Source organism: Exiguobacterium sp. K1 (genome assembly GCF_033721435.1).
GTDB classification, from domain to species: Bacteria; Bacillota; Bacilli; order Exiguobacteriales; family Exiguobacteriaceae; genus Exiguobacterium_A; species Exiguobacterium_A artemiae.
This window is the reverse complement of the sequence record NZ_JAOTIT010000004.1, coordinates 146,223-166,439: the sequence shown is the minus strand read 5'-3', so window position 1 is coordinate 166,439 and position 20,217 is coordinate 146,223. Positions and strand designations below refer to the sequence as shown.

Genomic DNA, 20,217 nt, shown 5'->3' with positions numbered 1-20,217 from the left:
GTTTTATAGAGAACCTGCCGCAACGTAACGCGATCCCCAGTAGCCGCTCCGGAATGATTCTTTGACGACCTGTCCGTAATAGGAATTGGCATTGATCATCGTCGATCCATCAACCGCAATCCCGACATGCTGAATTCCGCTTCCGTGCGTGAAGAAGACGAGATCTCCGGCAACGGGAGCCGTTCGTTTCGTCGCGCCGTATTGTGCCGCTGCCGTCCGCGGTAACGACTTGCCTAACGCGTTGTAAACATAACGTGTGAAGCCGGAACAGTCGAAACTGACAGGCCCCGTCGCACCGAATACGTACGGACGTCCTTTTAAGCCTTCTGCGACCGATACGACGGCTGCTCCATTTTTAGTTAATCCTGTTGTCGCTTTGGCATTAAATGCTTTTGTATATGTAGCCGCTATGTACGCATTTTTTCCCGCATACCGGAGTTGATACCAATTGTTTGCTGTTTTACCGAGGACCGTTACCGTTTGTCCTAGTTTCAGTTGACCCAGTTTTTGTCCCATCGTCGTCGCTTTGGACCGGACATTCAACACATCGACCGCTACGACAACTTTTTTCGATGTACTGGCTTTCGTTTGTTGTGGAACAGCCGCGAAGCTGCTGATGAGTAATGTTGCCAATACAACGATCCGCACTAAAAATGAACTTTTCATCCGTCTGTCTCCTTTATAAATATGCTTATGAAAAAAACTAAATTATCAGATAATTACTGTTTTTATCCTATCATGCTGATTTCTTCCATCGTGTTACAGTTTATTAACAGGGTTAGTTTCCCGTAACACTTCTGTAACAAATAAAAAAACAGGTCCTGAAACGGCAGTTTAGAGCCGTTTCAAGAAACCTGTTCAAATGATTAAACCTTAAGTCTGCTTAATCCATTGACTTCTTTTTCCGAAAGCGTGCAAAGAATTCGTAGACGATCGGAACAATCAGCAACGTCAAGAGTGTCGAACTTGTTAGCCCACCGATGACCGTTACCCCAAGTCCTTTCGAAATCAAGGCGCCGCCTTCAAGACCGAGTGCCAGTGGTGACAAGGCACCGATCGTCGCGAGAGCTGTCATCAAGATCGGACGAAGTCGTGTTCCTGCCGCGTCCAACAAGGCTTCCCGCGTATCGAGTCCTTCTTTTTCCTTATGAATGACACGGTCGATCAATACAATCGCGTTTGTTACGACGATTCCGATCAGCATCAATGCACCGATCAACGAAGAAACGGAAATCGTTTCGCCTGTAATCAACAGGGCAAGTAACCCGCCGATGATCGCAAACGGAAGCGAGAACAAGATGACAAGTGGTGTCAACGCGCCTCCGAATGTGACGACAAGAACCAGATAGACAATCGCGACGGCTGCTGCCATTGCAAGTCCGAGTTGCGTGAACGATTCCTGAATTTGTTCCGTCACACCGCCTGCTTTATAGGAGACACCTGTCGGAAGATCAATCTTTTTGACCGTTTTATCGATTGCTTGTGAAGCTTCTGTTGCTTTGTCTGTTTTTAATTCTGCTGTGACTGTCGCGACCAGCTTACCGTCCCGCTCACTGAGTGAATCCGGTGTCGTCCCTTTTTTGACCGAGACGAAATCCGACAGTTTTCGGACACCAAGCGGCGTCGTCACATCTGTTTTTTGTAGATCGTTGATGGAATCATATGTCGTCTGTTCGTTCGGAACGATGACATCGAGTTCCTTACCGTCTACTTTTATAGTAGAAAGTGGTTTTTCTTCACCTTGCACATTAGCGATCCCTTGAGCCAATTGCGCTGTCGAGATACCGAATTCAGCGGCTTTTTGTTGGTCGACTTCAAATGTGTACTGTGTATACGACTCCTTTAAATCAGTCGTTACTTTACGCACGTATTTCGATTCGCCTTCAATCGCTTTCACGAATTCAGGTGTAATCTTTTGCAGATCCTCAATCGAATTGGCATAAACCGAATACGAGACACCGGAAGAGGCCGCTCCTCCGCTGAAGTCCTGTTCTTTCCATTCGCCGGTCGGAATCTCTTTATTCAATTGTTTGATTGCCTGTTGTTTTACATCTGCAAAATCAGCTGTATCCGGATCATACTGGGCAATGAAAACAGCTTGCTTTGTATTTCCGGGATTCAATGGATTTTCTCCACCGACTGTAAATTGAAGATTATCCACATCACGTTGCTTTTCAAAATATCCTTCTGCCAGGTCGGCAGCCTTCAATGAATCATCTAACGTTTGACCCGGTTTTGGATTATACGTCACGTAAAATGTTTTTTCACTCTCTTGATTCAAGAAGTTGACACCGATGGTCGGAACAAGCGCGAAACTGCCGATCAGCAACAGTACAGCGAGACCAAAGACGACAAATTTATGGTTCAACGACCAATTCAGTACACCACGGTACCAGTTGGCAAGTTTGCCACCGTCTTCTTTTTCCGGTTTTGGTGCCTTCCCGCGTTTAAAGAGTGAATCAGCAAACATCGGAACAACCGTTACAGCTACGATCAATGAGGCAAAGAGTGCAAAGACGACCGTCAAGGCGAACGGAAGGAACAGTTCACCAACAAATCCTGTAACGAATCCGAGCGGCAGGAAGACGGCAATCGTGACGATTGTCGATGAAGCGACCGGAATGAAGACTTCACGTGTTGCCTCAATGATGAGCGCCTTCCCTTTTAATGGTTCAGTCGGATCCGTCAATCGACGGTAAATGTTTTCAATGACGACAATCGAATCATCCACGACTCGACCAATCGCAACTGTCATCGCCCCAAGCGTCATGATGTTGAGTGAGATGTCCAACTGTTTCAAGACCAAAATCGCCATCAGCAGGGATAATGGAATCGAAATGACCGCAATGATTGTTGATTTGAAGTTCCGTAAGAACAAGAGAATAATGACGACCGCGAACAAGGCACCAATCAATGCTTTGCTGATCATCGTCGAGACAGATTCTTCAATCGGCTTCCCTTGATCAAGCGTGACCGATGCTTTGACGCCGTCGTTCTCTTTCTCAAAGTCTTTAATCGTCTCTTTGACCGCATTGACGACTTCGACGGTATTGGCATCCTGTGATTTCGTTACCTGGACGCCGATTGAACGTTCCCCGTTCGATCGGGAAATCGATTCTTCGATTCCTTTGTCTTCAATCGTCGCCAGTTGTGACAATTTGACGGTCGGAACTTGCGTCGGTGTTGCAGTAGCCGGCGTTTGTCCTGCCGTTGCCGTCGGTGCAGATGATGCAGGTGACTGTCCTTGTCCTGTACCTGATCCTGATGCAGGTGTTGGCGTCTGTCCTTGTCCTGCGTCTGGTGTTGCTTGTGGCGTGTATGGCAAACGGAGATTTTTTAACTCGTTGACCGTTGTGGCCTTTCCATCGAGTACGACTGCCTGTTCTTTATCGCCTAATTCATATAACCCGAGAGCTAAGCGGGAATCATTTGCTTGAATCAGTTGTTTGACGTTCTCTTCCGTCAATCCGTACTGTTGCAGTTTCTTCTCATCAAATCGAATCTCAATTCGACGGATTTCCTGACCGGCGATTTGAACCGTCTGTGCTCCTTCGATTCCTTCAAGTTTCGGTTGGAGTTCGTTTTCGACCAGTTTCGTCAAATCGGATAAGGAACGGTTTTCGTCCGATACAGCAAAGCCGATGATCGGGAAAGCATCAAATGAAATACGCGAAACTTGAGGTTCCTGTGCGCCTTCCGGTAAATCTACATTAGCTAATGCTTCTTTGACTTTTTGTTCCGCTTCGTCCATGTCTGTACTGAAGCTGTAGTCGATTTGTAGATTTGAAGCATTCTGGAAAGAGGACGAGCGGACGGTTTCGACTCCGCCAAGATTCTCGACCTTACTTTCAAGTTCACGACTGACCTCATCGAGTACTTGTTCTGGTGTTGCACCCGGATAAATCGTCGTCACAGACACAGTTGGTGTCGTGATGTCCGGCAACGTCTCGAGTTTCATCGTCGTTCCGGCATAAATTCCGGCAACTGTGATGATAATCGTCAGTAACCAAAGAGCAAACTTATTATTGACTGAAAATTGAATGATACGCTTCATGGTAAAAATCCGCCTTCTCTCTCTTCTTTTTCAATTCCATCTTGTTACTTCGCTGCTTGATCAATCTTACGTGCTTGTTTTAATAAACGTTCAATCAAGGCTTGCCGTACGTCAGGTGCGGGCTGACCAAACTGAAAATGTTCCGACATTTTCAAGCCGTCCAGTGTAAAACGGATCATCATCGCTTCGACAGGATCTGCCTGTTCCATCAAGTGATCAAAAAATTGATGGACCTGCTTTTTTCGTTCTTCCACGAAAGCGGCATTTTCCTTTAGCAGGGACAATAAAAACAATACCGTGTCAATATCGAGACAAAACTCTTCATCCCGCTGTGCCTGTAGCATGACGAAAGCTTCCATCGGACCAAACCCTTGTCCGAGATACGTCTGATACTGCTGGAACTGACGCCGTTCCTGTTCTTCGATCACACCCATCAACAATTCTTCTTTTGAAGAAAAATGATACAACAGCCCGCCTTTCGAGACATTCGCCTGTTTCGCCACTTCTTCAAGTGTCAGTTGCGGAAATCCTTGGGTCAGCATGACTTGAACGGTCGCATCCGTAATCCGACGTCGTGTTTCTAACGCTTTTGTACTGACCATAACCTTTCTCCCTTCATTTTACTGTACCGTCTGGACGGTTTCTTTTTTAAATATACGAAGTTCTGTTACGCTTTGCAAGATTAAATCCATGTTTCACGTGAAACGCTTTATTTCACTCGAAGCAACTCTATTCAAAAGCGCCCGCCGTTTCTCTTTTAATCAAGAAGCGGCGGGCGTTTCGGATGATTTTTTAATTTTTTTCGCGAGCGCTCTCCATCAAAGCCTCATACATCGCTTGTGCCAAGTCATGTTCACGCAACACACGGACTCCACGATCCGTCGGGCCACCCGGTGCTGCCACATCCTTGATCAGTTCTTCCGTCGGACGTTCTTCATGCAACAGCAGTTCCGCTGATCCTTTCATCGCCTGGGCGATGATTCTCCGGGCAGAAGACGCATCGAAACCGGCTTTCGTCAGCACAGGTGTCATCGCACCGACGATTTCATAGAAGAATGCGGGACTGCATCCTGCAGCTGCCATCAGATACGGCATCGTCACTGCATCCGTTTCGACCGTTTCACCCACACGTTCAAACAATGCCGTCGCCTGTTGTCTTTTCTCGTCCGATACAAGGTCACCAAACCAAAGTCCGGTCATCCCTGTCCGAAATGCGACCGGCGTATTCGGCATCGCGCAGACAGCACCACATGAAATATGTGCTTCGATTTCTGCCGGTGTAATGTGCGCCGCGACGGACACGACCAGTTGATCCGACCAGGTCTGCTGTTTGATGTAGTCGAGCACTCCGTCCGGCTGCATGGCCAAAACGACGACATCAAATTGATTCACCTGTTCCTCAGCCGTCGTCCGGACACCGTACTGCTCCGCCAGAGCAAACAGACGCGACCGGTCTGCCCGATTGGTCATCGTAATCGTTTGAGGAGATATCCCGGAATCCAGCCAGCCTTTGACTAACGACTCACTCATCGAACCTGCTCCTACCATTAAAATATTCATTCGATTGCCTCCCAACAAAAAAAGGACCAATTGCTGGTCCTTCGGATTTCCTAGTCATTATACACGAACTGCCAAGTCCTCGACAGCAACGACGCGGAGTCCTTTTTCGTTTAACTTCTTGACGATTTTCTTTTTCGTCTTCTCATCACAATCCGTCGGTAATGTGATCAAGACGCGGCGCATGACACTGCTTTTTGCATCCAATGTCATCAGACTCGCAACCGTTGAGTATTTGTTAATGATTTTCGCGATTTTTTCAAGCGCCCCTTTTTGTTCGCTGAGGGCGACTGTCAGGACATAACTGCCTGAATCGCGGTTCCACGCTTCTTCGAGCATACCAAGCATTTTTCCGTGGGGTAAAATCCCGAAAAATTGTCCATCATCGTTCAGGACAGCAATGTAAGGTAACTCTTTGATGGAGAAAAAGACTTCAAAGAAGTTACTGCCTGTGTAAATGAACTTCGTCGTGTTTTTGATCAGTGTCATAACGTTGTCGTCTAAACTTCCGCCGTTCATTCCGTGACGGTAAATATGCATTTTATAGATGTTTCCTTTGAACAACTGACCGGTTTGATCAAGAACCGGGACACAGCGGTATCCTGTCTCTTCCAGCGTCTGTAACGCTTCTCGCAGGGTAGCCGTCTCTGAAATCTTGACACACTGGTGTTTCGGAATACACAAACTTTGAACGAGCATACAAAACGTCCTCCTCTTTCCTCTACATAATTCTAACTGATTTACGTGGCGTCCTAACTTAATTCCTTGTTCGCTCTCACTTTTCCTGCTTTTCTTCTATTCCCTTACAAAGGGCAACGGAAAACACAAGTTTCCTCAAGATTAATAAAGGAATCCATGTTATTGTCGCAATTTTTAATTCTTTGTTAAATCAGCAATCCCCTTAGTATTAAGATTTATTAAGATTTCGTAAAGACGGGACATAGTTGTATTCTTTTACAATAGCGTCTGATACAATCGAACTCGTGAAGTCACTTCACTATTCTATTCTTGTTCTTAATATGGAGGCAGAAGAAATGTTCAGTAAAAAACAAGATCCATTCGCGGTTAAATTATCTGAGATTGCAGGACACCTGCAACGAACATCACAATTTTTCGTCGATTTTAAAATTAATGGTATTGCCGATGTCAAAGAATTCGCCCATAAAGTAAAAGATTTTGAAACAGCCGGTGACGATCTGATGCACCAATTGATCATCGATTTGAACAACGCGTTCATCACACCGATCGACCGTGAAGATTTATTAGCACTTGCTAATTCACTTGACGATGTCCTTGATGGTTTTGAAGAATGTTCTGCTATTTTTGAAATTTACAACATCGTCCAAGCAGACGAGCATATGATCCGTTTCGTGGATGAGATCCACATTGCGGTCAACGAACTCGCTTTATCAATGGACTTGTTAGTAGCACGTAAACTTCAACCGATGCGTGAACACGTCATCAAAGTAAAAGAACAAGAAACAATCTGTGACAACCTGCGTCGTAAATCAATCAAAGCATTGTTCGCAACAGAAACAGATCCAATCAAAATCATTCAATACAAAGAAATTTATGAGTCGCTCGAGTCAATCGCCGATTACTGCCAAGATGCAGCTAACGTCATTGAAACGATCATCATGAAAAACGCATAAGTGAGGAGCTAACGAGATGGATAGTCTTTTTATCATCACCGCCATAATCGTCGTTCTTGCACTCGGCTTTGATTTCATTAACGGTTTCCACGATACAGCGAACTCGATTGCGACTTCGGTGTCGACTCGTGCTTTGAAACCGCGTCATGCCATTATCTTGGCTGCGACGATGAACTTTTTAGGTGCAATCACGTTTACTGGCGTTGCTAAAACAATTTCCGGCGATATCGTTGATCCGTCAACACTCGAACACGGAAGTTATGTCGTCATTGCTGCTTTACTTTCTGCGATTGCCTGGAACCTCTTGACGTGGTATTTCGGTATTCCGTCCAGTTCTTCGCACACGTTGATCGGTTCAATCGCCGGTGCTGCTATTGCGTCTGTCGGCTTCGGCGGAATTGAAGCAAAAGGACTTTTAAAAATCGTTCAGGCTCTGATCATTTCACCGATTCTTGCCTTTACACTCGGATTTATCGTTTACGGTATCTTCAAAGTGGTGTTCAAAAAAGGGAATTTGGCGAAGACGAATCGTCGTTTCCGTCATATGCAAATCGCAACAGCTGCGCTTCAATCGTACACACACGGAACGAATGATGCGCAAAAAGCGATGGGTATCATCACGCTTGCCCTCATTTCATCCGGTTTCCAAACCGATCATGAAGTTGCGACATGGGTAAAACTATCTTGTGCGATTGCGATGGGTCTCGGAACGTCCGTTGGTGGATGGCGGATCATCAAAACGGTTGGTGGACAAATCATGAAAATCCGTCCCGTTAACGGGGTTGCGGCTGACTTGACGTCTGCTGCCATCATCTTTGGTGCGACAGCAATCCACTTGCCGGTTTCAACGACACACGTCATCTCTTCTGCCATTCTCGGTGTAGGTACATCACATCGGAAAAAAGGCGTTAAATGGGGAACAGCTCAACGTATGTTGATTACATGGGTCATCACATTGCCGATTTCAATGGCAGTGGCGGCGCTCATCTACTACATTCTTGATTTCCTATTCATTAAATGATTCATTCCCCATCTAGTCAGCTAGGTGGGGATTTTCTGTCTTGATTAAGCCCCTGCAGTTGTCGCTTGGACTAGAATTCGCTATGATTGATGGCAAGAAGATATGCTTATTTTATTTAGGAGGAATTCCACATGACAAAACGTAAAGCTTTAACGATTGCCGGCTCTGACACGAGTGGCGGCGCTGGTATTCAAGCTGATTTGAAAACGTTCCAAGAACTTGAAGTCTACGGGATGAACGCATTGACGGTCATCGTTGCTCAAGATCCTGATCATTCTTGGCACCATGCGGTTTATCCAATCGATGCCGAACTCGTCCGGACACAAATCCATACGGTCCTTGGAGGAATTGGTGTAGATGCGATGAAGACGGGTATGCTCCCGACTGTCGAAATCATTGAAGTGGTCGCTGAAAAAATCAAATCATCCGGTGTTAAAAATGTCGTCATCGATCCGGTCATGGTCTGTAAAGGCGAAGATGAAGTGCTGAATCCGGATACGGCTAACGCTTTACGCGATATCCTGACACCGCTCGCAACGGTCGTGACTCCTAACGTCTTTGAAGCAGGTCAATTATCCGGTCTCGGGAAAACGCCTTCGACAATCGACGAAATGAAGCTCGCCGCTGCCCGGATTCATGAAAAAGGTGCGCAATATGTCCTTGTCAAAGGCGGCAGCAAGATCGACCACCCGCAAGCAGTTGACGTGCTTTATGACGGAAAAGAGTTTATCCTAATTGAGGACGAACGTATTGAGACACCGTATACGCACGGAGCAGGATGCACCTACTCTGCCGCCATCACGGCTGAACTTGCAAAAGGAGCTTCCGTGGAACAAGCGGTCCGTACAGCGAAATCGTTTATCACTTCTGCGATTCGTCATTCATTCCGGTTGAATGAATATGTCGGCCCGACTGACCACGCTGCTCATCGAACAGTAACGTCTTGATCGTTCAGGAAGTCCGCGCAATGCTCGCGGACTTCTTTCTGTATAGGAAAGGGGATTTATCATGCAAGCACTGGATTTAACTGCTGTACAAGACTATATCGATAAGCATGCCAATACACCACTTTACGTACACGTCGAAACGACGAACGGGGCATATGCGACACACCAGGACCCGACATTCCACAGTGCCGGTATGTTTTTCCGTAATGCCGAGATTACGTATGAACGTGGACTGATCACCGGAAACGGTCCTTACCGGATTGGTCTGAAACTGGCCCACGGCTGGTTGTATGGTGAAGGATTAACTGATTATGAATTTGCAGGTGATCAACTGTTGATTGCCGGACACGACGTTGAAGGACGCCTTGCGATTGCCTTCGAACTCAGTCCGACTCCATTCGCGCAAGGCGCAGAGGAGGTAGAATAATGGCGTACAACGAACAAGATCATCTTCTCGTCATCTTCCCTCACCCGGACGATGAAGCATTCAGCTCGGCTGGAACGATTATTGAACATGCAGAGAATCGCGGACCTGTCACGTATGCCTGCCTGACACTCGGTGAAATGGGACGCAATATGGGACGTCCTGTCTTTACGAATCGTGAAGAGCTCGCGACGATCCGCAAACGTGAACTGATTGCCGCTTCGGAAAAGATGAAGATCTCCGACTTACAAATGTGGGGACTTCGCGACAAGACGGTCGAATTCGAAGACGAAGCGATGCTTGCTGAGCGGATCGGCGAATTGATTGCGAAAACACAACCGACACGTGTGATTTCGTTTTATCCCGGTTACGCCGTCCATCCGGATCACGAAGCAACAGCCCGTGCCGTCGTCCGGGCACTTCGCGCGATTGACGAAAACGAGCGGCCTGAATTTTTAGCCGTCGCTTTCGCTAACAATACGCGTGACGAACTCGGTGAAGGAACGTTTGTTCATGATGTCAGCGCTTATACCGATCAAAAAATCGCTGCCCTTCAGGCACATGCTTCCCAAACCGGCGGCCTGATGAAAGTCATCTCAGAAGACTCGAATATCCGTGATCTGCTCGTCAAAGAGCGGTATTATCATTATCCGTTATGATTTTTTCACCCTTGAGCGTACTGTCGTTCAAGGGTGTTTTTTTTGTCTCGTGAAATCCTTGATTGTCAGTCGACTTTTCAGCCACCTTCTGCTAGTGTGAATAGTTGAGACTGTGTCTCCGGAGTTCGTAACCTCCTCCGTCACAAAAACTAGGAATGGAAGTGTATCCAATGAAAAATGAACGTACTCTTGTCGTCTTCAGTGGCGGTCAAGATTCGACGACCTGTCTGTTTCAGGCACTCGCCGATTATTCAGAAGTTGAAGTCGTTACCTTCAACTACGGACAACGTCATGCCGCAGAACTCGATGTCGCTCGCGAAATCGCATCTGAACTCGGTGTGAAGCATCATGAACTCGATCTCTCACTCCTCAGTCAATTGACAAGCAACTCTTTGACTGACCACTCACAATCAATCACGACAAACGAAGACGGGCTTCCTTCTACCTTTGTAGACGGCCGAAATCATCTGTTCCTGTCCTTTGCAGCCGTTCTTGCAAAAGGACGCGGTATCCGCCACATCATCACCGGCGTATGCGAAACGGACTTTTCCGGTTATCCCGACTGCCGTGATTCCTTCATCAAGTCACTGAATGTGACGCTTAACCTCGCGATGGACTATCCATTCGTGATTCATACTCCGCTTATGTGGCTCGATAAAAAAGAGACATGGGCACTGGCTGATTCGCTCGGCGCATTTGATTTTATCCGCGAACGGACATTGACGTGCTACAACGGCATCATCGGAGACGGCTGCGGCGATTGCCCGGCTTGTGAATTACGGAAAAAAGGCTTAGATGCCTACATCGAGGAGGTCCAACACACATGAAATTCAATTATGAAGCACCTGAAACTGTCGAGCGCCCGACCGGCGACTCGCTCATTTATACAAAATCCCGTGTCATGATCGTTAAAAAATTGACGTTTGACGCAGCGCATCACCTGTATGACTATGACGGCAAATGCCGTGCTCTGCACGGGCATACGTATCACGTCGATCTCGGCATCAGCGGATTCCTGGATCATCGCGGCATGACACTCGACTTTGGTGATTTGAAGAAAATTTTCAAAGAGCATCTCGAACCGTTGCTTGACCACCGGTACTTGAACGAGTCTCTTCCTTACATGAATACAACGGCTGAAAACATGTCGGCCTGGATTTTTGAAACACTCGGCAAACACCTGCCGGACGAACGGGGTCTCCGTGTCGAATTCGTCAAATTGTATGAAACACCGACGGCATTTGCTGAAGTCCGCCGGGAATGGATGCTTGAGTCATGAGTCAACTGAAGAAAACACCGAAGATTCCTGTCCTTGAAATCTTCGGTCCGACTTTCCAAGGCGAAGGACGTTCCATCGGTCAAAAAACGATGTTCGTCCGGACCGGCGGCTGCGATTATTCCTGCGCTTGGTGTGACTCGGCATTTACTTGGGACGGATCGGAGAAGCCGGATTTACTGACAGCAGATGAAATCCTGGTACAACTCGATGCCCTCGGTTCATACGGACATGTCACGATTTCTGGTGGTAATCCGTTGTTGCACGCCTCGATTGGAACCCTGGTCGATGCGCTGAAGAGCCGCGGCATCACGATGTCGGTCGAAACACAAGGTTCTTACTGGCAGAACTGGGTTCTTGATATTGAAGACGTCACGATCAGTCCAAAACCGCCGTCAAGCGGAATGACCGTTGACTATGACCGTCTCGATGTCTTTTTCAAGCGGTTGCCGGAGCAGCAACGGGCTGTTAAAATCGTCATCTTTGACGAGACGGATCTTGATTTTGCCGCTGCCATCTCTGATCGGTATGCCTTAAAAACACTGTACCTGTCACTCGGTAATCCGGATCCTGCGGAAGAAGGTACGATTGCTCCGCGGATGTTATCTGATTTAAAAACTTTATGGGAACGCGTTGCAGCTGACGAACGATTTAATCACGCACGTGTCCTTCCACAACTACATGCCCTCGTTTTCGCAAACGACCGCGGCGTTTAAGGAGATTAATTATGCGTCCAGAAGATTTAAACGATTTGTCCTTACTTGGTCAAAAGTCTGTCCCTTATATTTTTGAATATCAGCCGGAAGTGCTTGAAGCCTTCCCGAACCGTCACCCGGAAAATGATTACTTTGTTAAATTCAATGCCCCTGAATTTACAAGTCTTTGCCCGATTACGAATCAACCGGACTTTGCGACGATCTATATCTCGTATATCCCGGATGAAAAATTAGTCGAATCCAAATCATTAAAACTCTACCTGTTCAGTTTCCGCAATCACGGTGACTTCCATGAAAACTGTATCAATGTCATCGGGAAAGATCTCGTCAAACTGATGGAACCCCGTTACCTTGAAGTATGGGGAAAATTCACGCCACGCGGCGGAATTTCGATCGATCCGTACTACAATTACGGTAAACCGGGAACGAAATATGAACAGATGGCCGAACACCGTCTCTTCAATCATGATTTATATCCAGAAACAATCGATAACCGGTAATACCAAAAATCCTCTTCCACCTGTCGGTGAAAGAGGATTTTTCCGTTGTTAACTGGATGGTAAATCAATGATTTTTTGATCTTCTTCTTGTTGAAAAATCATTTGCGCCGGCCAAATGTCACGCAGTAAATGTTCGTACGGAACACCCAGAACCTTTGCCAGCCGTTCAATCATCGAAAAGGACGGATGAGCCAGGCTTCGTTCAATCCGATTCATCATTTCCGGTGTCGTTTCCGTCAGCTCGGCAAGCTGTTCGAGCTCCATGCCTTGCCGGTTCCGTAACGTTCGAATTCGTTCTCCATAGTTCGTCAGAGGACTGATCGATTCACTCATGATTTCGTCTCCTTTTTCCAAGCACACGACGCTCCGCTTTTATTCCTGTTAACTTATTCCCGATTTTCTTTTTTCAACACTTCTTCTTTTCGTAATATTCATGATATGAAATATAATTTCAAAAAAATCATAAAAAAGAACTAGCTTTTTAAAAAGTTATCGCTTACAATTTTAGGTGCAAGCGGTTGCATTAATCGCTTACATTTTTTGCACTAATTACACAGATAACAGATACATAGAGGAGTGAAACCACATGAAAAACAAGATTTCATTTGATTTCTGGCAAAAGCTAGGAAAAGCGTTAATGGTAGTCATCGCAGTCATGCCAGCTGCCGGAATCATGATCTCGATCGGGAAGTTGATCGGGATGTACGGTGGCGACATCGTATTTATGCAAACGGTTGCAAGAATCGTCGAAGATTTAGGTTGGGCCATCATTACTAATCTGCACGTTTTGTTCGCCGTTGCGATCGGTGGATCGTGGGCAAAAGAACGGGCCGGCGGCGCATTCGCCGCATTGCTTGCGTTTATTTTGGTCAACCGCGTTACAGGTGCCATCTTCGGTGTCAATTCGGCGATGCTGGCAGATCCAAAAGCAACTGTCACATCTTTACTTGGTTCTGATTTAATCGTGAAAGATTATTTCACTTCTGTCCTTGGTGCTCCGGCACTCAACATGGGCGTATTCGTCGGAATTATTTCCGGTTTCCTCGGAGCCGTACTCTTCAATAAATTTTATAACTTCAGCAAGCTGCCTGATGCACTTGCGTTCTTCAACGGTAAACGGTTTGTGCCATTCGTCGTCATCGGTGGATCCGTCGTTGCCGCGTTCGTTTTATCACTCGTTTGGCCGTTCGTTCAAGGATTACTCAATGACTTCGGACGCTGGATCGCGACGTCACGCGATACGGCACCGATCCTTGCTCCGTTTGTCTACGGAACACTGGAACGTCTGCTCTTACCGTTTGGTCTTCACCACATGCTGACGGTTCCGATGAACTACACGGAGCTCGGAGGAACTTATAAGATTTTAACAGGTGCGGCCCAAGGTTCGACCGTCGCAGGTCAAGACCCGTTATGGCTCGCTTGGATTACCGATCTCGTCAACTTAAAACAAGCAGGTAATACCCAAGGATACAACGATTTAATCAACAGTGTCGTCCCGGCACGTTTCAAAGAAGGACAAGTTGTCACTTCTCTTGCTTCTTTAATCGGTGTCGCGGTTGCCATGTACATGTCGGTTGACGAAGACAAAAAGAAAGCGTACAAACCGGTCTTCTTATCTGCTGGTCTTGCCGTCTTCTTAACAGGAGTCACAGAGCCGATCGAATTCATGTTCATGTTCATCGCACCTGTACTTTACGTCATCTATGCCGTCTTAACAGGTGTCGCCTTTGCTTTGGCTGACGTCATGCATCTTCGGATTCATGCGTTCGGCGCCATTGAATTGCTGACACGGATTCCGCTGATTGCCAAAGCAGGACTGATTGGTGATTTAATCCGCTTCATCGGTGTCTGTGTCTTCTTCTTCTTCTTGAACTTCTTTACATTCCGTTTCGTCATTAAAAAGTTCAACTATGCGACACCAGGCCGTAACGGAAACTACTTGGATGATGTCGTCGTTTCGGACAATGCTCAAGCTTCGAATGAAGCGGCTTCAACAACCGATCAATCACAGGCATCACGGATTATTGGATTACTCGGCGGTCAATCGAACATCGAGGAAGTAGATGCCTGCATGACACGGTTACGTGTCACGGTCAAAGATCCAAGCCTCGTTGCCCCAGAATCGGATTGGAAATCCAACGGTGCACTCGGATTAATCCTAAAAAATAATGGCGTGCAAGCCATTTACGGTCCTAAAGCAGATGTCTTAAAATCAGATATCCAAGATCGAATCGGCGCATAAACCAGATGATTTAGGGTAAATAAGAAAAGGTGAAGCTCTTGTTGAGTTTCACCTTTCTTTATTGAAAAACAGGAGGATCAACCCATGCGATTACTCACATTAAACTGCCACTCTTGGCAAGAAACTGATCAACTCGAAAAACTTGATCAAATCGTCACGCAAATCATTCAACAGGATTATGATGTCATCGCCTTACAGGAAGTCAGTCAACTGATGGACACGCCTGTTCTGTATAACAACATCCGTGAAGATAATTTTGTCTATCTGATTCAACAAGCCTTGGCTAAACAAGGTTTCGATTATTCGTTTGTCTGGGACTTCTCGCATATCGGATATGATGCGTATGAAGAAGGTCTTGCCCTCTTGACGAAACATCCTATTTTAAAGTCGGACAGTTATTACATCAGCCGCAGTCAGGACACGATGGACTGGAAGTCCCGCAAAATCGTCCGGGCGACCATCGATCTCGACGGGACACCAATCACCTTTAATTCCTGCCATCTCGGCTGGTGGGAAGATGCGGATGAGCCGTTCAGCGAACAGTTCAACAATCTGATTGCCCGCATGGATCCTTTGGAATGGACGATGTTCATGGGAGACTTCAACAATGATGCCTTGGAACGTGAGACCGGTTATGACTATATGATGCAACGCGGCCTTCATGATGTCTTTTTGCTGGCACAGGAAACCGTCGGCATCGAGACGGTCGAAGGAAAAATCGATGGTTGGGAAGAAAATCAAAAAGGATTACGTCTCGACTTGGTCTTATCGAACCGAAAAATTGATGTCGATCGTGTCGGAGTCGTCTTTGACGGTGTTTTCGCACCGGTCGTTTCCGACCACTTCGGAGTCGAAGTCGATATCTCAATTCAAAAAGAACCCATTTAACGGTTGACAACGCTTTCTTTTCTTTTTATGATGAGAACAACAAGTCAATAGTGCGGATTGTGACAGTACGGCTGGCAAGACCGATTCAGCATCTCGTTCGTGGAGATGCTGTTCGGTCTTGCCTTTTTTTGTGCCTTGTTTGCCGCACGCCTTTCCTAAAGGAGGAACTCAAGATGGATTACAAACAAACTGCAGCCCGTGTCCTTGAACTCGTCGGAGGTCGGGAAAATATTATTACCGCCGCCCATTGCGCGACACGCCTTCGTCTTGTCTTACACGATGAATCGAAAGTCGATCAAGCTGCACTCGAAGATTTAGACGGTGTCAGCGGTGCATTTTCAAGTTCCGGTCAATACCAAATCATCTTCGGAACAGGCACAGTCAACAAAGTTTTTGCTGAATTCGCCCCGCTTGCCGGTGTGAAACTGGACGGTGAAGAACCGCTTGATGTCAAAAAAGCCGCTTCGCAAAAATTAAATCCGTTTGCCCGTCTCGCCCGCTCGTTATCCAACGTCTTCGTACCGTTGATTCCGGCCATCGTCGCTGCCGGTCTGTTAATGGGACTGCTCGGCATGATTAAAGCCTTCGGTTGGGTCAGTGGTGACTCGGCCATCGTTCAGTTGCTCGATATGTTCTCGTCCTCTGCCTTCATCATCTTACCGATTCTGATTGGTTTCTCGGCGGCCCGTGAATTCGGAGCGAATCCGTATCTCGGTGCCGTCATCGGCGGCATCATGACCCATCCGTCGTTGTTGAATCCGTGGACACTCGGAAACAGCGAACCGGAAGTGATGCATTTCCTCGGCATGAACATTGAATTGATCGGCTATCAAGGAACAGTTTTCCCGGTCCTTCTGACAGTTTGGGTCATGGCTAAAATCGAACAGCAGGTCCGTAAACGGACACCGGAAACACTCGATCTTCTCGTCACACCGTTCGTAACGATCCTTGTAACGGGATTCCTCGCCCTGATCGTCATCGGCCCGATCGGAACGTTGCTCGGAAAAGGGATCTCGTTTGTTCTCGTCTTCTTCTATGAGCAATTCTCGGTCGTCGCCGGCCTTCTGTTCGGCGGTCTGTACTCGACGATTGTCATTACAGGGATGCACCACAGTTTCCATGCGATTGAAGCAGGACTCCTTGCCGACAAGAGTATCGGCAAAAACTTCCTGCTCCCGATCTGGTCGATGGCGAACGTCGCTCAAGGCGGAGCTGGCCTTGCGGTTTACTTCATGACGAAAAACGTTAAACTCAAAGCACTCGCTCTTCCGTCCGCTTTTTCGGCGTTTCTCGGAATCACGGAACCGGTCATCTACGGGGTCAACCTCCGACTCGGTAAACCGTTTATCGGTGGCGCAATCGGCGGTGCAATCGGCGGTGGATACGTCGTCTTAACGCAAGTCGCAGCGAATGCTTACGGATTGACGGGTATCCCGATGATCGCCATCGTCGCACCGCTTGGCGCTTCGAATTTAATCAACTACCTCGTTGGTTTTGCGATTGCTGTCGCAACGGCCTTCGTTTCTACCGTCATCTTGATGCGTCTCGATGCACGCAAACAAAAACAGACGGATTTGGCTGCTTAATTAAAAAATGCGACCCCTTGAGAATCCTCTTCGGGTCGCATTTGTCAGTTTTCCTAGATTGCCGATAACCCGTATAATAGAAGTAGAAAGGAGGTAGTCAGACTGATCATTCATAAAGTACTCAATAACAACGCGATCGTCACAAAAGAACAAGGTCAGGAACGGATCATCATGGGACCGGGCATTGCTTTCGGCAAGAAAAAGAAGGATCCCGTTGATCCGACGAAAATCGAAAAAATGTTCATCCCATCTTTTGAGAATGCTGAACAGTTCAAGGAAATCCTGACGACGACACCACTCGATATCATCGATTTGTCGGAACAGATCATTTCTTATGCCGAAGGCGAACTGAAAACACCTTTTCATGACTACATTCATGTCAGTCTGACCGATCACCTCGCCCACGCCGTCCGGCTGGCCCGGGAACAACTGGTCGTCCACAACCGGTTGGCGGAAGAAATCCGGTTGCTGTATACCGCCGAATATCAGATCGGTGAATGGGCCGTCGCCCATATCGAACAAAAGTTAGCTGTTTCCTTACCAAAAGAAGAGGCTGCGAATATCGCCCTTCACCTGTACAATGCGCGGCAACGGCATCCCAACATGGCAACCGCCCTCCAAACGGCGACGTTACTAAACGAGTTGCGGGAACAAATCGAAGCCTTTTTCGGTCAGACGATCGAAACGACGTCGATGACCTATTACCGGTTCTTCACCCATATGAAACTCGTTTTAGCCCGGATCGAACAAGGGCAAACGTTGCATGATATGGATAATGTCATCTTGTCTGCCGTCAAAACGCGGTATACGGACGCTTTCCGCTGTGCGGAAAATATGGCTGCTTGGTTGGAACAGGAACTGCAGACGACTGTGCCGCAATCCGAAGTCGGCTATATGGCCCTTCATGTAGAACGGATCCGGCCAGATTTTGAAAGGAGTAAATCACATGAAAATTTATAGTCTTGGTGAAGCACTGATTGATTTAATTCCACTCGATGCTGATAATGTAACATTCCAAAAAAATCCGGGTGGTGCTCCGGCCAATGTCGCCGTCGGATTAGCACGGCTCGGTGCCGACAGTTATTTCCTCGGTTCCGTCGGTGATGATTCGATGGGACACTTTTTGAAAGATACACTCCACCATTACGGGGTGAAGACGGATCATCTCGTCTTTGATCCAGAGCATAAAACCGGTCTTGTCCTCGTCACAAACGCAGCGAATGGTGAACGGTCATTTGAGTTCATTAACAGCTATCGTGCGGATATGAGTTTTCATGAAAAAGATATTCCAGCTTCCCTTGCAGACGCGGACCTCTTGCACATCGGATCGATCTCATTAATTTCCGGAGATGCGGTCGAAGCAACACGGCGGGCGATTGAAGTCGCAAAGTCGAATAATGTCCCCATCTCTTACGATCCAAACTTACGTGAATCGTTATGGTCGGACTTGGACGCCGCCCGTTCCACGATTCGTTCCGTCTTACCGGATGCTCAAATCGTGAAATTGGCGGAGGAGGAACTAACCTTTTTAACGGGACAGACGAATCTGGATGAAGGGGCTGCCGAGCTGCTCGCAGAATATCCGATCCGTTTGCTCGCTGTAACACGTGGCGCAGAAGGTTCTCTGCTTTATACCGACCGCTCGATGGCTGAAATCCAGGCGATTTCGGTGGATGCAATCGATACGACGGGAGCAGGCGACGCCTTCATGTCCGGTCTCCTGCATCAATGCGCGATCCGCTCGTTTTCGTTTGACTGGGATGAAACAGAATTACAGGATATCGGTCGATTTGCCGCGATTTCCGGCGGATTGGCTGCCTCGGTGAAAGGCGCGATGGCCGCCTTACCGACGCTTGACGAGGTCTCCCGAAGATTAACATAACCGTGACACAAGCAGAGGAAACACGATATTTCACACAACATCAAGCCCGCTCCCCTGTCCGGTCAGACAGAAGAGCGGGCTTTTGTTATTGTCCAGATACAAATTTCTGAATTACCTTCAACGTTTCATCCTGTTGTGCTTTTGACGTCAACGGACTGTTGTTGTCTCCTTTTTGTTTTCCATACATCCCGAAGTTTGCATGGTTCCCGTCTTTGATCAAATGAAAGACCGCATCGGAGCGGACATCCTGTTTGCTGTCCTCAATATCCTCGACCGGTAACACCCCATCCCGTCCACCGTAAACGGTTAGCGATGGGGTATCGATGGCATCAATCGGATAAGAAGCCAAAAAAATCATGCCTTTGATTTTCGGACTGTCTTCCAAAATCGTTGAGGCTGCGCTTCCGCCTAACGAATGTCCGATCAAATACCAACGTTTGATTTTCGGATGATCTTCGATGATCGATAATCCTTTTTTAGAGTCAAGCAGCGCAATATTAAAAGGTAATTTCGGAAGCGCTACGTAATATCCTTCTTTCGCTAATTGATGACCGAGATAACTGTACGCGGCAGGATCCACTTTTGCACCTTGATAAAAAATGAACCCTGTTTCACTCGTATCATCTCCGAATTGATAACCTTGTCCGACCGGTTCACCGAGATATTGCTGCGCTTCTTTTGTAGGCATGTAATCAAATTGAGCCCAAATCATGAATGCTACAACTAAGATCCCCACTAGAATCAGCAAACTGACACTGATTCGTTTTAACCATCTTTTCATGTTCATCCCTCCTCTTTTATGATACCCAATGT

General features: G+C 47.2%; 21 protein-coding genes. 14 read left to right on the top strand and 7 right to left on the bottom strand.

From position 1 onward, the window contains the following. Positions 1 to 3 precede the first annotated feature (3 nt). From N7U64_RS10550 to cbpA, 5 genes are all read right to left on the bottom strand, one after another. Complete coding sequence (locus tag N7U64_RS10550; protein WP_214767629.1) at positions 4 to 666, bottom strand: C40 family peptidase; 663 nt, start codon at positions 664 to 666, stop codon at positions 4 to 6. A gap of 217 nt (positions 667 to 883) precedes the next feature. After that, a complete protein-coding gene (locus N7U64_RS10545) occupies positions 884 to 4,054 on the bottom strand; it encodes an efflux RND transporter permease subunit (protein WP_318929758.1) in 3,171 nt (1,056 codons plus the stop codon). Between the two features lie 44 nt (positions 4,055 to 4,098). Beyond that, positions 4,099 to 4,656 (bottom strand): TetR/AcrR family transcriptional regulator, encoded by a 558-nt coding sequence (locus N7U64_RS10540; protein ID WP_318929757.1) that lies wholly within the window; start codon positions 4,654 to 4,656, stop codon positions 4,099 to 4,101. Between the two features lie 190 nt (positions 4,657 to 4,846). Next, complete coding sequence (locus N7U64_RS10535; RefSeq protein WP_318929756.1) at positions 4,847 to 5,614, bottom strand: pyrroline-5-carboxylate reductase family protein; 768 nt, start codon at positions 5,612 to 5,614, stop codon at positions 4,847 to 4,849. Positions 5,615 to 5,671: 57 nt separating this feature from the next. Next, a complete protein-coding gene (cbpA, locus tag N7U64_RS10530) occupies positions 5,672 to 6,310 on the bottom strand; it encodes a cyclic di-AMP binding protein CbpA (protein ID WP_012371761.1) in 639 nt (212 codons plus the stop codon). 335 nt (positions 6,311 to 6,645) lie between these two features. Between cbpA and N7U64_RS10525 the strand changes: the two genes are divergently transcribed. The 9 genes from N7U64_RS10525 (at position 6,646) to queF (ending at position 12,806) form a co-directional block, all read left to right on the top strand. Next, positions 6,646 to 7,263 carry a DUF47 domain-containing protein gene (locus N7U64_RS10525; protein WP_012371762.1) on the top strand — a complete coding sequence of 206 codons (618 nt, stop codon included), beginning with the start codon at positions 6,646 to 6,648 and terminating at the stop codon, positions 7,261 to 7,263. 16 nt (positions 7,264 to 7,279) lie between these two features. Next, entirely contained in the window at positions 7,280 to 8,284 is a 1,005-nt protein-coding gene (locus N7U64_RS10520) for an inorganic phosphate transporter (protein ID WP_318929755.1), read from the top strand. A 131-nt stretch (positions 8,285 to 8,415) separates the two neighbouring features. Beyond that, positions 8,416 to 9,231 (top strand): bifunctional hydroxymethylpyrimidine kinase/phosphomethylpyrimidine kinase, encoded by an 816-nt coding sequence (locus tag N7U64_RS10515; protein WP_012371764.1) that lies wholly within the window; start codon positions 8,416 to 8,418, stop codon positions 9,229 to 9,231. Between the two features lie 61 nt (positions 9,232 to 9,292). Then, positions 9,293 to 9,658 (top strand): YojF family protein, encoded by a 366-nt coding sequence (locus tag N7U64_RS10510; RefSeq protein ID WP_012371765.1) that lies wholly within the window; start codon positions 9,293 to 9,295, stop codon positions 9,656 to 9,658. After that, positions 9,658 to 10,314: a bacillithiol biosynthesis deacetylase BshB2 gene (bshB2, locus tag N7U64_RS10505; RefSeq protein WP_290828097.1), complete on the top strand. Its 657-nt coding sequence runs from the start codon at positions 9,658 to 9,660 to the stop codon at positions 10,312 to 10,314. Before N7U64_RS10510 ends, bshB2 begins: the two co-directional genes overlap by 1 nt. Before the next feature lie 170 nt (positions 10,315 to 10,484). Beyond that, positions 10,485 to 11,141, top strand: a complete 657-nt coding sequence (gene queC / locus N7U64_RS10500) for a 7-cyano-7-deazaguanine synthase QueC (protein WP_318929754.1) — start codon at positions 10,485 to 10,487, stop codon at positions 11,139 to 11,141. After that, positions 11,138 to 11,593, top strand: coding sequence for a 6-carboxytetrahydropterin synthase QueD (gene queD, locus N7U64_RS10495; RefSeq protein ID WP_012371768.1), 456 nt, complete (start codon positions 11,138 to 11,140; stop codon positions 11,591 to 11,593). The genes queC and queD overlap by 4 nt, the downstream gene beginning before the upstream one ends. Beyond that, a complete protein-coding gene (gene queE, locus N7U64_RS10490) occupies positions 11,590 to 12,306 on the top strand; it encodes a 7-carboxy-7-deazaguanine synthase QueE (protein ID WP_318929753.1) in 717 nt (238 codons plus the stop codon). The genes queD and queE overlap by 4 nt, the downstream gene beginning before the upstream one ends. Before the next feature lie 11 nt (positions 12,307 to 12,317). After that, positions 12,318 to 12,806, top strand: coding sequence for a preQ(1) synthase (gene queF, locus N7U64_RS10485; protein WP_012371770.1), 489 nt, complete (start codon positions 12,318 to 12,320; stop codon positions 12,804 to 12,806). A gap of 48 nt (positions 12,807 to 12,854) precedes the next feature. On the opposite strand, the gene N7U64_RS10480 is transcribed toward queF, so the two are convergent. Then, complete coding sequence (locus N7U64_RS10480; protein ID WP_318929752.1) at positions 12,855 to 13,139, bottom strand: helix-turn-helix transcriptional regulator; 285 nt, start codon at positions 13,137 to 13,139, stop codon at positions 12,855 to 12,857. Between the two features lie 253 nt (positions 13,140 to 13,392). Between N7U64_RS10480 and N7U64_RS10475 the strand changes: the two genes are divergently transcribed. From N7U64_RS10475 to N7U64_RS10455, 5 genes are all read left to right on the top strand, one after another. Then, the gene (locus tag N7U64_RS10475) at positions 13,393 to 15,048 is read left to right on the top strand and encodes a PTS transporter subunit IIBC (RefSeq protein WP_318929751.1); all 1,656 of its coding nucleotides are present in this window, start codon (positions 13,393 to 13,395) and stop codon (positions 15,046 to 15,048) included. 84 nt (positions 15,049 to 15,132) lie between these two features. Further along, positions 15,133 to 15,936, top strand: coding sequence for an endonuclease/exonuclease/phosphatase family protein (locus N7U64_RS10470; protein ID WP_012371773.1), 804 nt, complete (start codon positions 15,133 to 15,135; stop codon positions 15,934 to 15,936). 173 nt (positions 15,937 to 16,109) lie between these two features. Next, a complete protein-coding gene (locus N7U64_RS10465) occupies positions 16,110 to 17,522 on the top strand; it encodes a sucrose-specific PTS transporter subunit IIBC (RefSeq protein ID WP_214767586.1) in 1,413 nt (470 codons plus the stop codon). A 57-nt stretch (positions 17,523 to 17,579) separates the two neighbouring features. Then, positions 17,580 to 18,482, top strand: a complete 903-nt coding sequence (locus N7U64_RS10460; protein ID WP_214767632.1) for a PRD domain-containing protein — start codon at positions 17,580 to 17,582, stop codon at positions 18,480 to 18,482. Further along, positions 18,469 to 19,404 carry a carbohydrate kinase family protein gene (locus N7U64_RS10455; protein ID WP_290828088.1) on the top strand — a complete coding sequence of 312 codons (936 nt, stop codon included), beginning with the start codon at positions 18,469 to 18,471 and terminating at the stop codon, positions 19,402 to 19,404. Before N7U64_RS10460 ends, N7U64_RS10455 begins: the two co-directional genes overlap by 14 nt. Positions 19,405 to 19,489: 85 nt before the next feature. Here N7U64_RS10455 and N7U64_RS10450 read toward each other — a convergent pair whose 3' ends face one another. Beyond that, a complete protein-coding gene (locus N7U64_RS10450) occupies positions 19,490 to 20,185 on the bottom strand; it encodes an alpha/beta hydrolase (RefSeq protein WP_318929750.1) in 696 nt (231 codons plus the stop codon). Positions 20,186 to 20,217: the final 32 nt, after the last annotated feature.

Excerpts from the sequence above, each read along its gene's own strand:
- N7U64_RS10550 (WP_214767629.1), bottom strand. The coding sequence starts at position 666 with ATGAAAAGTTCATTTTTAGTGCGGATCGTTGTATTGGCAACATTACTC.
- N7U64_RS10545 (WP_318929758.1), bottom strand. The coding sequence starts at position 4,054 with ATGAAGCGTATCATTCAATTTTCAGTCAATAATAAGTTTGCTCTTTGG.
- N7U64_RS10540 (WP_318929757.1), bottom strand. The coding sequence starts at position 4,656 with ATGGTCAGTACAAAAGCGTTAGAAACACGACGTCGGATTACGGATGCG.
- N7U64_RS10535 (WP_318929756.1), bottom strand. The coding sequence starts at position 5,614 with ATGAATATTTTAATGGTAGGAGCAGGTTCGATGAGTGAGTCGTTAGTC.
- cbpA (WP_012371761.1), bottom strand. The coding sequence starts at position 6,310 with ATGCTCGTTCAAAGTTTGTGTATTCCGAAACACCAGTGTGTCAAGATT.
- N7U64_RS10525 (WP_012371762.1), top strand. The coding sequence starts at position 6,646 with ATGTTCAGTAAAAAACAAGATCCATTCGCGGTTAAATTATCTGAGATT.
- N7U64_RS10520 (WP_318929755.1), top strand. The coding sequence starts at position 7,280 with ATGGATAGTCTTTTTATCATCACCGCCATAATCGTCGTTCTTGCACTC.
- N7U64_RS10515 (WP_012371764.1), top strand. The coding sequence starts at position 8,416 with ATGACAAAACGTAAAGCTTTAACGATTGCCGGCTCTGACACGAGTGGC.
- N7U64_RS10510 (WP_012371765.1), top strand. The coding sequence starts at position 9,293 with ATGCAAGCACTGGATTTAACTGCTGTACAAGACTATATCGATAAGCAT.
- bshB2 (WP_290828097.1), top strand. The coding sequence starts at position 9,658 with ATGGCGTACAACGAACAAGATCATCTTCTCGTCATCTTCCCTCACCCG.
- queC (WP_318929754.1), top strand. The coding sequence starts at position 10,485 with ATGAAAAATGAACGTACTCTTGTCGTCTTCAGTGGCGGTCAAGATTCG.
- queD (WP_012371768.1), top strand. The coding sequence starts at position 11,138 with ATGAAATTCAATTATGAAGCACCTGAAACTGTCGAGCGCCCGACCGGC.
- queE (WP_318929753.1), top strand. The coding sequence starts at position 11,590 with ATGAGTCAACTGAAGAAAACACCGAAGATTCCTGTCCTTGAAATCTTC.
- queF (WP_012371770.1), top strand. The coding sequence starts at position 12,318 with ATGCGTCCAGAAGATTTAAACGATTTGTCCTTACTTGGTCAAAAGTCT.
- N7U64_RS10480 (WP_318929752.1), bottom strand. The coding sequence starts at position 13,139 with ATGAGTGAATCGATCAGTCCTCTGACGAACTATGGAGAACGAATTCGA.
- N7U64_RS10475 (WP_318929751.1), top strand. The coding sequence starts at position 13,393 with ATGAAAAACAAGATTTCATTTGATTTCTGGCAAAAGCTAGGAAAAGCG.
- N7U64_RS10470 (WP_012371773.1), top strand. The coding sequence starts at position 15,133 with ATGCGATTACTCACATTAAACTGCCACTCTTGGCAAGAAACTGATCAA.
- N7U64_RS10465 (WP_214767586.1), top strand. The coding sequence starts at position 16,110 with ATGGATTACAAACAAACTGCAGCCCGTGTCCTTGAACTCGTCGGAGGT.
- N7U64_RS10455 (WP_290828088.1), top strand. The coding sequence starts at position 18,469 with ATGAAAATTTATAGTCTTGGTGAAGCACTGATTGATTTAATTCCACTC.
- N7U64_RS10450 (WP_318929750.1), bottom strand. The coding sequence starts at position 20,185 with ATGAAAAGATGGTTAAAACGAATCAGTGTCAGTTTGCTGATTCTAGTG.